Origin of the sequence: Corynebacterium tuscaniense DNF00037 (assembly GCF_000759055.1) — a bacterium.
In the GTDB taxonomy this organism is placed as follows: domain Bacteria; phylum Actinomycetota; class Actinomycetes; order Mycobacteriales; family Mycobacteriaceae; genus Corynebacterium; species Corynebacterium tuscaniense.
Map to the genome: position 1 here is coordinate 1 of NZ_JRNG01000055.1, position 12567 is coordinate 12567.

At 60.3% G+C, this 12567-nt stretch carries 11 protein-coding genes; 8 read left to right on the forward strand and 3 right to left on the reverse strand.

Annotated elements, in window-relative coordinates; all coding sequences use genetic code 11:
• Positions 1 to 140: 140 nt before the first annotated feature.
• Both HMPREF2129_RS09910 and HMPREF2129_RS09915 read right to left on the reverse strand, forming a co-directional pair.
• Positions 141 to 1565, reverse strand: coding sequence for a YeeE/YedE thiosulfate transporter family protein (locus tag HMPREF2129_RS09910; RefSeq protein WP_034666165.1), 1425 nt, complete (start codon positions 1563 to 1565; stop codon positions 141 to 143).
• Between the two features lie 219 nt (positions 1566 to 1784).
• A complete protein-coding gene (locus HMPREF2129_RS09915) occupies positions 1785 to 1985 on the reverse strand; it encodes a hypothetical protein (protein ID WP_034666192.1) in 201 nt (66 codons plus the stop codon).
• A gap of 53 nt (positions 1986 to 2038) precedes the next feature.
• Between HMPREF2129_RS09915 and HMPREF2129_RS09920 the strand changes: the two genes are divergently transcribed.
• The 8 genes from HMPREF2129_RS09920 to HMPREF2129_RS09955 all read left to right on the forward strand — a co-directional run bounded on the left by HMPREF2129_RS09920 (position 2039) and on the right by HMPREF2129_RS09955 (position 11504).
• Positions 2039 to 4099, forward strand: coding sequence for a helicase-associated domain-containing protein (locus tag HMPREF2129_RS09920; protein ID WP_034666167.1), 2061 nt, complete (start codon positions 2039 to 2041; stop codon positions 4097 to 4099).
• 105 nt (positions 4100 to 4204) lie between these two features.
• Entirely contained in the window at positions 4205 to 4462 is a 258-nt protein-coding gene (locus HMPREF2129_RS09925) for a helix-turn-helix transcriptional regulator (RefSeq protein ID WP_084576805.1), read from the forward strand.
• Positions 4459 to 4941 (forward strand): hypothetical protein, encoded by a 483-nt coding sequence (locus tag HMPREF2129_RS09930; RefSeq protein ID WP_034666171.1) that lies wholly within the window; start codon positions 4459 to 4461, stop codon positions 4939 to 4941. Before HMPREF2129_RS09925 ends, HMPREF2129_RS09930 begins: the two co-directional genes overlap by 4 nt.
• Position 4942: 1 nt before the next feature.
• Positions 4943 to 5821: an ABC transporter ATP-binding protein gene (locus HMPREF2129_RS09935; RefSeq protein WP_034666172.1), complete on the forward strand. Its 879-nt coding sequence runs from the start codon at positions 4943 to 4945 to the stop codon at positions 5819 to 5821.
• Positions 5822 to 7021, forward strand: coding sequence for an ABC transporter permease (locus tag HMPREF2129_RS09940; protein WP_034666181.1), 1200 nt, complete (start codon positions 5822 to 5824; stop codon positions 7019 to 7021).
• A gap of 233 nt (positions 7022 to 7254) precedes the next feature.
• Positions 7255 to 8910 carry a DNA repair helicase XPB gene (locus HMPREF2129_RS09945; RefSeq protein WP_034666183.1) on the forward strand — a complete coding sequence of 552 codons (1656 nt, stop codon included), beginning with the start codon at positions 7255 to 7257 and terminating at the stop codon, positions 8908 to 8910.
• A 10-nt stretch (positions 8911 to 8920) separates the two neighbouring features.
• The gene (locus HMPREF2129_RS09950; protein ID WP_034666185.1) at positions 8921 to 9568 is read left to right on the forward strand and encodes a DUF3239 domain-containing protein; all 648 of its coding nucleotides are present in this window, start codon (positions 8921 to 8923) and stop codon (positions 9566 to 9568) included.
• A 112-nt stretch (positions 9569 to 9680) separates the two neighbouring features.
• Positions 9681 to 11504: a purple acid phosphatase family protein gene (locus HMPREF2129_RS09955; RefSeq protein WP_034666187.1), complete on the forward strand. Its 1824-nt coding sequence runs from the start codon at positions 9681 to 9683 to the stop codon at positions 11502 to 11504.
• 64 nt (positions 11505 to 11568) lie between these two features.
• On the opposite strand, the gene HMPREF2129_RS09960 is transcribed toward HMPREF2129_RS09955, so the two are convergent.
• Entirely contained in the window at positions 11569 to 12357 is a 789-nt protein-coding gene (locus HMPREF2129_RS09960; protein WP_034666190.1) for a sulfite exporter TauE/SafE family protein, read from the reverse strand.
• Positions 12358 to 12567 lie beyond the last annotated feature (210 nt).

Genomic DNA, 12567 nt, shown 5'->3' on the forward strand with positions numbered 1-12567 from the left:
ACCCCCAACACCACCCACCCCTACGGAGCCATGACACTGCTCTACAGCAGATAAACGACACTCCCCATGTCGAAAGCCAGCAACAGCTGGTCTTTCGCCATGCCCAAAAACAGCAATTAACTGCTGGGGTAAGTAGCAACCTAGTTCGCGGCGTCTTTGACCACCGTGATCTGCCAACCGGCGTTCTGGTTTTGAACGAAGTCCTTTACACCGTGGCCGTTGTCAGCAGCCCACTGCGGAATGGACTCAGTTGCCTGGGTGCAGTCGAAATCAATGATAAGCTCCTCACCCGAATCCAGCTCGGAGATCGCTTGCTTGGCCTCAATCAGCGGGAATGGGCACACATCCCCCAGGGTGTCCAGGACGTATCGGCCACCGCCCAGCGGACGTGCGGTGGTGTCTTGTTTCGGCTTGGTCTTCAGCGCGACACCTCCGGAGGCGGACACGATGTTGAATGCCGGTGCGGCTTCCTCCGCTTCAGTTTTGTCGGACGCAAGCCCAGCAAGCTCAGGGTCACTGATGGACTCATCCGTGGTGTATACACCCGCGTCAGCAGAGCCCTGCTTCACGCCGGATGGCTTCAGCCACAGCTTGGCACCGACGTACACGCCTGCTGCGATAAATGCCATGGCTACCCAGCCCTGGTAGCTGAATAGAGAAGTCTGAACCATGCCGTTGCCCACGGTGCATCCACCGGCCAGGGACGCGCCAACCCCCATGCCGATGCCGCCGATGACTGCGCGCACTGATGTACGCCCGTCGGGGACGCGGAGACGGAACTCGCCGGAAGCTTTTGCAGCAATGTAAGAACCAACCAGTATGCCCAGAACTAGCAGGGTGCCCCAGTTGAAGTATTCAGTTTCACCGGTAGTGATGTAGCTGGTCAGATGCGCCGACGGTGTAGTGATGCCCAGGCCATCATTTCGTCCGGTAGCGGCGGACAGCGGCCATGCGAGCACGCCAAGAAGCCCGATCGCGGCACCAGCGGTGTACGGATGCAGTGGCTTGCGGTACCACGGCTGCTCCAGCGTCACCTTCGGGTTGGCAGCATCGCGGGCAAGGTAGAGCTGCGCAAGATAAGCAGTGCCCAGAGCCAGTGGGATAGCAAACCACCATGCGGAGATTCCGAAGGTCTGCGGCAAAGTAGTCCACCCCGTGTCCCATTCTTTCAGCTTGTCATTGAAACCAGAGAGGAAGCCACTTTTCATCGCGGACGCAGACAACCCGTAGAAGAGTAGTGCAAACCATGAACCAACCAGCCCTTCACCGGAGCGATACCAAGTACCTGAGGCGCAACCACCGGCAAGGATGATCGCCATACCAAAGATGAAGCCACCAACAGCAACAGCGATGGGGGCGAAAGTACGGTACTCCGGTGAAATCACACCGAGCGATGTCAAAGCGGCAAGACCGATCGCGTGTACCGCAACGACGATAAAGAATGCGACGAGCCCGCGCCCCTGCTTTTGCAAGAAGACGTCACGCAGCATGCCCGTCACGCAGAATCGTCCGCGTTGCATCACCACGCCGAGGGCGACACCCACTGCTAAACCAGTAAGAATCATGGAAGCCTCCAGTGTTTCTGTTGAACTAATAAAACACTGGAGAGTCTACAAAGCACATACAGCTCTGTCTATAGCGACCCTTCGCCTAGCGGACAATGCTGTCTGTAAAAGGATAGAAAACCATGCCTGAACAGGCACTAACGCCAATGAATAAAAAGAAGGCCCGCTCGGCAAAACGCCGAACGGACTCGCTTGTACTACTTAAACCGAAACGCAGGTTTAGTTCGCGCCGTTGATGCGGGTGGTCGGGTGAACATAACCGGTTTCCTCCCATGGACGCGGCAACACAAGGTCGTCGCCGTAGGGGCTGGAAGCTGCGGCCAACTTGGAGTTAATCTCCGTCACTGGGTGGCCATCACCCGGGGTGTGTGCAGGCCACGCCGGGTTAATCTTGGTGATGTTGTCAACGTCTTTAGCCATGTACATCATTCTTTCACGCCAAGGCCAAAAACGCACGTAGAATCACCCCCGCAATGACTACGTTCCCTGAAGCGCTCGCTGATTTCACCGACGAAGAGCTCCGCACGCTCATTCTTCTGCGCCCGGAGGCGTTCTATCCTGCGCCTCCGTCCATCGCGTCGCTGGCCACTCGGCTCGCACTCCCGGGTTCCGCTGCGCGCGCATTACACCAGCTCTCCACCCCCGCTATCGTCCTCTTGGAGCGTCTCGGGGATGCGGGTGCTGAGTTCGCTCCGTTCGACGCGACTGAAGCAGACCTCACTCCCCTCCGTGAACGCGCACTCATCTACGGCCCCGATAATGCCGTGCGCGTTGCCCCCGGCGTGCTCAGCGCCATGCCCCAGGGCTGGCGCGTGGCGGAGACCGCGCCGGATGATGTGGAAGAGCTCGTGGCCGGCCTCACCCCCGCTGAACGACGCGTACTGGTCACACTGTCCGTTTCCGGTGGCCAGGGAACTACAAAGGCAGCTGCACCCGATGCGGACCCGAACACACCAATTGCCACACTCATTGCCAAAGGCCTGCTCGTCCGCGCGAACTCCACGACGGTGCGCCTCCCCCGCCCAGTGCGCGACGTTCTCCGCGGCTATCCGCCGCGCAGCTTCCCTATGGAGGAACCGGTAACACCGGAGGTCGACCAAAGCGACGCGGATAAGGCAGCAACAACCCAGGGCCTTGATGCAGTGCGTCAGCTCCGCCAGCTCATCACGTCTTTTTTGCAGGAACCCATCCCGCTGAACAAGGACGGTTCCGTCGGCGTTCGCGCGCGGACGAACCTGAGCAAAAAGCTCGGCTTCGATCCGGCGCTTCTCATCACCATCGGTGAATCCGCCGGTCTCATCGGCCGCGGCAACGTGGATGACGTGGATGTTCTCGGCGCCACGCGGGATTCCCTGACGTGGTTGGATGCAACGTTGTCGGATCAGTGGGCGATTCTTCTTGCTGGCTGGGCCGCGTCCCCATGGCGGCTGGACACGGATGCGAAGCTGCTGTCGCCTGAGATGCGCTCGCCAGACGCACGAACAAATCGGCTCACCGTCCTGCGCCAGGCCGGCAATGTGCAGCGTTTGTTCTTCCACTCGCCTCTCGCAGCCACGCGCATATCCCCACAGTTCATCGAGGCCACAGCACAGGAAGCACAGTTCGTCGGCGCGCTCGATGCCACACCGGCTATCTCTTCACCGCTGAGAGCGCTCCTCAATCACGCTGATATCGCCGCCGCGACCAGCGAGCTCGTTCCACCACCAGTAGACACCCTCATCGCCCAAGCGGATATGACGGTGTTGGCTCCCGGCCCACTCGAACCGGAGATGGGCAACTTTCTGGAAAAGATCGCGGAACTCGAATCCCCAGGCGTAGCCAGCGTGTGGCGTATCACGGACGGCTCTGTCCGCAACGGCCTCGACAGCGGTCTCACCGCCGACGAGATCCACGCATGGCTGACAGACCACGTCCTCGGCGAGATCCCACAAGGCATCACGTTCCTTATCAGCGACACCGCTCGCACCCACGGCTCCATCCGCGCAGGCACAGCCATGAGCTATATCCGCAGCGCTGATCCGGCGCTCATTACCACGGCAGTAGAGAAACTCCCCAGCGTCCTCAGGCCCCTCGCCCCGACAGTGGCCGTCGCACAACTACCCCTGCCCAAGCTCATGGATGCCCTGCGCAAAGCAGGCCTGCAGCCAACAGCTGAAGACGAATCCGGCGCGCAGCTCAACATGGCGCCGGAACCAGCCCTCGTGCCCGCGACACCGTCACATTTGCCGCAGCAGACGTCGGTTTCAGCCGATCAAGCCGACCAGATCATCGCACGGCTGCGCTCCGACACCCCCGCGGATTCCACCAGCACACCCGCACCAACCACCACCGGCAACCCCCTGGAGACCCTCCGCGCCGCAGCGCGCGGGAGGAAGCAGGTGACGCTGGGTTACGTCGATAAGCATGGGCGTGGACAGACCCTGACAGCCCGCCCGCTGTCGGTGTCCGCCGGCCAGGTCGATGTCCACATCGCCGCAACCGACTCCGTCGTACGCATCGCCCTGCCACGCATCACCAAAGTGGTCATGGCCTAAAGACGCCAAATCCTTCAGCCCAATGACCACCTAAAACGAGTCCTGTCTTAAATTTTTTTGTTGTACCCGTTGACAGATTGTTGGGTTTATACAACACTCTATTGCGTGGCAGCACGAAAACAGCCGAAGAGTCCGATTCATAATCGGGTTCGCGTCTTGCGGGCGGAGCGCGACATGTCGCGCAACCAACTCGCCGAACTGATCGACGTGAACCCGCAAACCATCGGCGCTTTGGAGCGTGGTGATCACTCCCCCAGCCTCGATCTGGCCTTCCGGGTCTGCGAGGTATTCGACCTTCCAATCGAGGCAGTGTTCTCCCGCACCGAATTCTCCCCAATGTCGAAGGAGTTGTACCGCCCATGAGATCAACACCGCCTTTTCCCGGCGCGGAACGGGTACGCAACCAGAAAGCAACACGTGTTCTGATGGCGGCGTATTTCGCGGGCCTGACAGTCGCGGTGCTCCTCTTCATCGCTTCATTGGCCACGAATATGGATCCAACTGTGTTTTTGGTCTGCTACACCGCAGCCATGCTCGTTTCCATGGTGTCCTGGACCATCATCCGCGGAGCAAATGACCGCAAGGACCGTGTCCCGGAAGCAGAACTCGATGAATACGAGCGCGATGTTTTCACCACCTGGCGCAACCGCGCTTTCCGGATCATCTCAGCGCTCACTCTCATTGGTGGACTCGGCTTCTGTGCCTACGCATTCTTCGCAAGGGACACAGTGGATGTCACCGTGCTCATCGCGGCTGGGCTGTACATGATCTTCACCTACCTATTCGTCTCCACCCTGCCCATGATCGGCTACGCGATCACCTTCAACCGCAAGGAGGACTGAAATGACCACTCTTGAAATCAGAGACCTACATAAACGCTTCGGCGACACACAAGCCCTGGACGGAATGAGTTTCACCGTCGGCGATGGCGAGCTCTACGGCTTCGTCGGGTCCAACGGCGCCGGCAAGTCCACCACTATGCGCATCGCGCTCGGCGTGCTCGAAGCAGATTCCGGCGAGGTGCTGCTCAATGGCATTCCGCTTAACGACGGCTCACGCCGCCACATCGGCTACATGCCCGAAGAGCGTGGCCTCTACGGCAAGGAAAAGATCCTTGACCAGCTGGTCTTCTTGGCCAAGCTGCATGGCGTGGACGGTGCCGCGGCGAATCAGCGTGGCACGGAGCTGCTGGAAGAACTCGGCCTCGGTGAGCGCGTGAATGACAAGCTCGACGACCTCTCGCTGGGTAACCAGCAACGCGTCCAGCTCGCTGCGAGCCTCATCCACGACCCGGAGATCCTCATTCTTGATGAGCCGTTTTCCGGCCTCGACCCCGTCGCCGTCGATGTCATGAGCACCATGCTCACAGTCCGCGCCCGTAGCGGCGTCCCCGTGGTCTTCTCCTCCCACCAGCTCGACCTGGTTCAGCGTCTCTGTGATCGCGTGGGCATTGTCAGCCGTGGCCGTATGGTCGCCGAAGGCACCGTCGATGAGCTGCGCGCGGGCGGCCCGGTTCGCTTCAAGGTGAGCACCACCGCCCGCGGGTGGTTCCCGGAGGGCACCGAGCTTATTAGCGATGCCTCCACCCACGTTATCCTCGAAACCAATTCCATCGATGATGATCAGCGCATTCTCCATGCTGCACTTGCCGCTGGTGAGGTGCACGAATTCAGCCGTGTTGTCCCCGACCTGACAGACCTGTTCAAGGAGGTCGTGAAGTAAATGACTACGAACACCTACTCCCCACTCCACACCATCCTCACCACTGCCAAGCGTGAGATCCAGATTCTCTTTAGCAAGAAGGCTGTGATCCTCACCCTGGTCATCATGCTGGTGGGTATTCTCGCGGCCGTTGGAATCGCATCCTGGCAGAAGGACAAGGATCCGGAAGGGTCAGCTACACCGGTGGCGGTGGTGAACGTCGATAAGCAACTGCTCGAAGGCTCCGGATTTGAGGCGCACGACGTGGCTGACCGCGCGGAGGCCGAGCGCCTCGTGCGTGACGGCGATGTCGATGCCGCGCTCGTCGCGGAGAACGACACCTGGCAGGTCATTTCCGACGGCACCCCCGACATGTCAGTGATGACCACCGTGGATGCCCTCGCCGAGTCCTACTCGCAGGCCGCCGCACTGGAAGAACTTGGAATTTCACCCGCAGATTTCCAGGCCGCCGCCCCGCAAATCAACGTCGAAGCAGTGGATATTGCCAACATCGATGCCGACAAGGATGATGCTGCTTCTGAACGGGACTTCACGCGCCTGCTCACCGCGTTTGTCTTGATCATGCTCATCATGTTCATGGTGATCACCTTTGCCGCGCAGGTGGGCAGCCGCGTGACCGAGGAGAAATCTTCCCGCGTCGTTGAGCTTGTCCTCGCTGCTGTGCGCCCGCTCGATTTCCTGGCTGGCAAGATCCTGGGCAACCTCATCTTCGGTCTCATTTCCTCCGCGATCTTGCTCGGAGCCGGTTTCGCCGCGCTCCAGGTCACGGGCCTCCTGGAAGACGTCAGCATTGATTGGTCCATCTTGCCCATCATGTTTGTGTCCTACCTACTGGCCATGCTCTTCTTCGCGGGCCTGTACGCCGCAGCAGGTGCCATGGTGCAGCGCACTGAGGACCTCCAGTCCACGCAAATGCCTGTCCTGTTGCTCCTCCTCGCCAGCGCCTACGTCCCCGCTTTCGGCTTCGCAAACACCGACGCCACCTGGATGCAGGTAGCCAGCTGGATCCCACCCGTATCCATCTTCACCGCTCCCCTGACCTACGCGGCCGGCGACCTCACCGCACTCCAGCTCGCGGCTTCCCTCGCGCTCGCCGCCGTCGCCACCGTGGCCGTCGTCTGGCTCGCCGCACGCATCTACCGCCGCTCCATCCTCAACAACGGCAAGACCACCAAGTGGTCGGAGGCGCTGCGAGGCTAACCAACCCAGATGATCGGACCCGTGCCGTGCACCCTAGATGTACCTGGACGGGTCCATTCTCTTGTTGGAGCACGCTGATGACTTCCTGGCGATCACGCAATGCCCGGTAGAAGCTTGTGTGGTCCCCGAGGACGACAGATGTGGGCTTAGCAGGCATAGCGCAGATCTACCACTTTTTGCTCAAACCCCACCGAGGTTCGACTACCCGAGGCTAGACGGGCATAATCGCCCCCATGGCTTTAGGTGACGGCCCGCTCATTGTGCAGTCGGACAAGACGGTTCTTCTCGACATCGCGCACCCCCAGGCCGGCGAAGCGCGTGCAGCCTTAGCTCCTTTCGCGGAGCTTGAGCGCGCACCGGAGCACGTGCACACCTACCGCATCACACCACTGGCCTTGTGGAATGCGCGGGCGGCAGGTTTCGACGCGGAGCAAGCCGTTGACGTGTTGGAGCGTTACTCCCGCTTCCCCGTCCCGCAGGCACTGCTCATCGATGTCGCTGAGACGATGGCGCGCTACGGCCGGGTCCGCCTGATCAAGCACCCGGCGCACGGCCTCATTCTTGAGGCGGATAACGCCGCGATACTCACGGAGATCACCCGGAACAAGAAGATTCAGCCCATGGTGGGCAAGCTTATCGACGCCACCACGGCCCCCGTCCACCCCTCCGAACGCGGCCGGATCAAGCAGGAGCTGACCAAGCTCGGCTGGCCGGTGGATGACCAAGCTGGATACGTCGACGGCGAATCTCACCCGATCCAGCTCACCGCTGGATCGGACGGAGAGGACGCCTGGGAGCTGCGCGATTACCAGCAGTACGCCACCGAGAGCTTCTGGGAAGGTGGCTCAGGCGTGGTGGTGCTCCCCTGTGGCGCGGGCAAAACCATCGTGGGCGCAGCATCCATGGCGCAGGCGCAGACGACCACTCTCATCCTGGTCACTAACACCGTCGCCGGCCGCCAATGGCGCGACGAGCTACTACGCCGCACCACACTCACACCGGAGGAAATCGGCGAGTACTCCGGGGAGCGCAAGGAGATCCGCCCGGTGACCATCGCCACGTACCAGGTGGTTACCCGCAAAACCAAGGGCGAGTACAAGGCACTCGAACTTTTCGATTCCCGCGACTGGGGCCTCATCATCTACGACGAAGTCCACCTCCTGCCCGCCCCCGTTTTCCGCATGGCCGCGGACCTCCAGTCCCGCCGGCGCCTGGGGCTGACCGCCACACTCGTGCGCGAGGACCACCGCGAAGACGATGTCTTCTCCCTCATCGGCCCGAAGCGGTACGACGCCCCGTGGAAAGAACTCGAAACCGCCGGCTACATCGCCACCGCCGAATGCGTCGAGGTCCGCACCACGCTCACCGAAGACGAGCGCATGATGTACGCCACCGCCGAAACCCGGGAGCGGTATCGCCTGGCGGCGTGTAGTGAGGGGAAGCTGGGGGTCGTCGATAAGCTTCTTGCGCAACATCAAGGTCAACAGACCTTGATCATTGGCGCGTACATTGAGCAGCTCGAAGACATCGCCGTGCGCACAGGAGCTCCGCTTATCGACGGCAAAACCACTACCAAGAAACGCGAAGCCGCCTTCGATGCTTTCCGGAATGGTGAAATCCAGACGCTCGTTGTGTCAAAGGTGGCTAATTTCTCCATCGACCTGCCGGAAGCCGCCGTGGGCATCCAGGTCTCCGGCACCTTCGGCTCACGCCAAGAGGAAGCCCAGCGCCTCGGCCGACTCCTGCGCCCGAAGGCTGATGGTACTGAGGCCCTGTTCTACACCGTCGTTGCGCGCGACACCCTCGATGCGGAGTACGCGATGCACCGCCAGCGTTTCCTCGCCGAGCAGGGCTACGCCTACCGGCTGGTAGACGCAGCGGACCTTTAGACTGGAAACCATGAATCACTTTCACTTCGACGTCGACGAAGCTTTTGCCAAACAGCACAACGAGATGCTCCGCGATACCCGCAAGGTGGTTATCTCCGGTGTGAGTCTGTTTGTCATCTGTGTGGCGGCCGGCGCGACCATGTGGTTCCTCATGGATCCCGCGAACCCGTGGCGGTGGCTCGGCGGGCTTGGCCTCGTGCTGTTCGGATCAATCATGCTGCTCGTGGCGTTTCTGGTACCACGCTCCGTGGGCAGCGCGCAGGATCTCTACGACCGGTATCCGCTCGTACCCGCTGTCATCGCCGAAGTGAATCCGCGTGATGTGCTGCTCCTGGCGCTGGTGAATGTCAACGTGGATGAGACTCTGCCACCCCGTTACGCGGCCGCGCTGCGCACCGTGTCTTCGATCCCGGGCATCGCAGACCCGAAGGTGGGCACGAAGGTGCCAGCAGTGGCTGTTGGTGGCCGTCGCTCCACGCGTGATGCTGACCACTGGCAGGAAGTCACCCCCATGCCCATCGCGTGGGCCACGCCAGACAACGCGATTATCAGCGAAGCTCAGCAGGCCATCCCCCACGAACAATGGCGCCAGCTGGACAAGGCCCGGGCACGGCTTGAGGACGTGAAGGCGACCCGCATGAACCTCCTCGAGCTTTAAAGAAACCTTGGAAGAAATTCATATTTAGGTTAAAGCACGGCAACTACGGGTTAACCCGGGCACGGCAAGGTAGTCCGCGACAGTGTCAACAACTGCCGAAGGATTTTCAACCGTGCAATCTAAATCAATCACGTTCAAGCTGCTTGCCGTTGTGGCAGGCACCTCTGTTCTTCTGACTGCGTGCTCGCCAAGCAATGAGAACGCGTCGTCGCAGAACACCGGCGCCGACGGAACTGCATCGAAGGATGCCGATCCGGTCTACGGCGATAAGAACGGCCTGGACCTCATCGAGCTCTCCGACAAGAAGCCCGAGGTCGCCGAAGTGGAGCTGGATAATAAGCCAGACCGCATCGCCATGAACATCACCGAAGACCCTTCCACGGAGATGGGCTTCAACTGGTACACCAAGGATGACCTCGACGACTCCACGCTCCGTGTCTCCGAGCAGGAGGACATGTCCGGCGCCATGGAATTCCCGGCAGAAACCACTGAGGTAACCAACCGTTACGCTGAGCGCGACAAGAACGGCTACTACATCTACGCCTCTGCTCCCACCGATGAGGACGGCAAGTTCATCCTCAATGACGAAGGTAAGCCGGAAGAGATCAAGGGCTACTTCACCGACGAGCAGATCACCCGCGAGAACACCAAGTGGACCTCCGAGGGCCCGAAGCTGGGCTACCTCGAGCTCGTGGACGTCAAGGAGAACAGCAACAAGAGCAAGGCCACCGGCCTGAAGCCGGGCAAGAAGTACTACTTCCAGGTGGGCTCTGAGTCCGAAGGCTTCTCCGAGACCGGTTCATTCACCACCGCGGACCCGAACGCCGAGGAAGTCCAGTTCATCCACTACACCGACACCCAGAACGCCTACTGGAACGCCAACGTGAACAACGAGGCCGCCTACGGCGCCAACACCTTGGAGAAGGCCCTGGAGGTTGCCCCGAACGCTACCTTCGCAGTCCACACCGGTGACTTCGTGGAAACCGCGGCGGTTGAAGACGAATGGGTGGACAACCTCAACATGTCCCGCAAGGCCAACATCAACCTGCCACACGCATACACCCCGGGCAACCACGACGAGTACACCCTGCTGTGGGAGAAGGGCAAGCACCTCACCTCCTTCAACGAGCACACCAACACCCCGATCACCGGCAACGCCGTTGACGGTGGCTCCTACTACTCCTACGACCACTCCGGCATCCACTTCGTTGTCCTGAACACCAACGACAACAAGGAATCCGATGACAACCCGGAGAAGGGCGCCATTGGCAAAAAGCAGATGGAGTGGGCAAAGCAGGACATCACCGCCGCCCGTGAGGCCGGCGCCAAGTGGATCGTGCTGACCTACCACAAGCCGGTCTACTCCGCCTCCTACCACGCACTGCAGGATGAGGATGTCCAGGTCACCCGCGAGGAGTTTGTGAAGATCGCTGATGAGCTCGGCGTTGACGTTGTCCTCCAGGGCCACGACCACAACCTGACCCGCACCAAGTCCCTCGTGTACACCCCGGACAACTTCGCCTACGGCGAGGTCGAGGACACGGAGAAGGAAACCATCGACGGCGTTGAGCACCACGTCAACCCGCAGGGTGTCACCTACATCATCCCGAACACCTCCGGTACCAAGACCTACGACGCGATCTACAAGAAGGGCGCCGACCACGTTCACAAGGTCCGTCCGAAGCTGGATTGGATGACCGACGAGGACACGGACTACTGGAACTCGCTTTACGACGTTGCCGAGCAGCCCGAGGACTCCCCCAAGTTCGAGTACAAGCACGAGAACTACCGCCAGTCCACGATTCAGTCCTTCGCTGTCTACACCGTCACCGACAACACCTTCAAGATTGACTTCTACCAAGTCTCCGGTGACCTGCACAAGGGCGAAGAGCGCAAGGTTGAGCTGTACAACTCCTACGGCATCCTGAAGAAGTAACTCTCTTCCCCACAAACATTTGAAGGCCGCACCCCGTTAGGGGAACGGCCTTCTTTTTGTGCGCTTACACGAACTGACGGATTAACGCGTACAAAGCCACCGTCACGATGAGCCCCTTCAGGAAAGTGTTGGACAGACGCTTTGCAATCCGCGCGCCCACCAACCCGCCGAGCAGACCACCTACCGCAAGTACCGCGACGCCGACCCACAGGATCTCCGCATCAAAGAGAAAGAAGGCGACCACGTACACCATCGCCGCGATCGTATTCACGATCATGGATAGGAAGTTCTTCACCGGGTTCACGTCCTTGAACGGCCGGCCCGTGCCCACACCCATAATCGCCATGTACAGCACGCCTTGCGCCGCCGTGAAGAATCCGCCATACATCGACGCAAGGCCCATAGCCCCCACGAGTCCAGGACGCTTGTATGGCTTACCGACGACTCCCCCGCCCTCACTCATCCCATGACTCGCCGAAAACCAGCTAACGAACTTCTGCTGGAAGATCACCAGGATGAGTGCCACCACAATAAGGATCGGGATAACAAAGTCCAATGCTGAAGACGGTGTAGCCAGAAGCAACAGCGAACCAGCCGCAGCACCCACGATCGTGGAAACAATAAGCGGGCCCAGATAGGGCATCTCCGCCTTCGTTTCCTTACGGAAGCCCCACGCCGACCCAAACGACGCGAACATCATGCCAATCGTGTTCGTCCTCACCGCCATCCCCGGCGGCACGCCCATTGCCAGCAGCACCGGCAGGGTCAGAAGCGAACCAGACCCAACGGCTGAGTTAATGATGCCGGCCATGATGCCCATAGCAAACAACAACAGCGCAGAAAGAATAGTCATCGGGCCCGAACTCCTAACATCACACCAATAAACTTGAAGAAGATTGTATGTCTTAGCGCGCCAGCACACCCCGACGGGCGTGAAGATATGCCGCCATTGTTGGGTTGGTTTGACGATTGTGGAATCTGTTTCGTGTTTCCGCTGGTGGTGTGTGGGGGGTGAGATGCGGTAGTCAAACTGGGTATGGAAAAGTAACGCGGCACCCGTCAC

Excerpts from the sequence above, each read along its gene's own strand:
- HMPREF2129_RS09910 (WP_034666165.1), bottom strand. The coding sequence starts at position 1,565 with ATGATTCTTACTGGTTTAGCAGTGGGTGTCGCCCTCGGCGTGGTGATG.
- HMPREF2129_RS09915 (WP_034666192.1), bottom strand. The coding sequence starts at position 1,985 with ATGGCTAAAGACGTTGACAACATCACCAAGATTAACCCGGCGTGGCCT.
- HMPREF2129_RS09920 (WP_034666167.1), top strand. The coding sequence starts at position 2,039 with ATGACTACGTTCCCTGAAGCGCTCGCTGATTTCACCGACGAAGAGCTC.
- HMPREF2129_RS09930 (WP_034666171.1), top strand. The coding sequence starts at position 4,459 with ATGAGATCAACACCGCCTTTTCCCGGCGCGGAACGGGTACGCAACCAG.
- HMPREF2129_RS09935 (WP_034666172.1), top strand. The coding sequence starts at position 4,943 with ATGACCACTCTTGAAATCAGAGACCTACATAAACGCTTCGGCGACACA.
- HMPREF2129_RS09940 (WP_034666181.1), top strand. The coding sequence starts at position 5,822 with ATGACTACGAACACCTACTCCCCACTCCACACCATCCTCACCACTGCC.
- HMPREF2129_RS09945 (WP_034666183.1), top strand. The coding sequence starts at position 7,255 with ATGGCTTTAGGTGACGGCCCGCTCATTGTGCAGTCGGACAAGACGGTT.
- HMPREF2129_RS09950 (WP_034666185.1), top strand. The coding sequence starts at position 8,921 with ATGAATCACTTTCACTTCGACGTCGACGAAGCTTTTGCCAAACAGCAC.
- HMPREF2129_RS09960 (WP_034666190.1), bottom strand. The coding sequence starts at position 12,357 with ATGACTATTCTTTCTGCGCTGTTGTTGTTTGCTATGGGCATCATGGCC.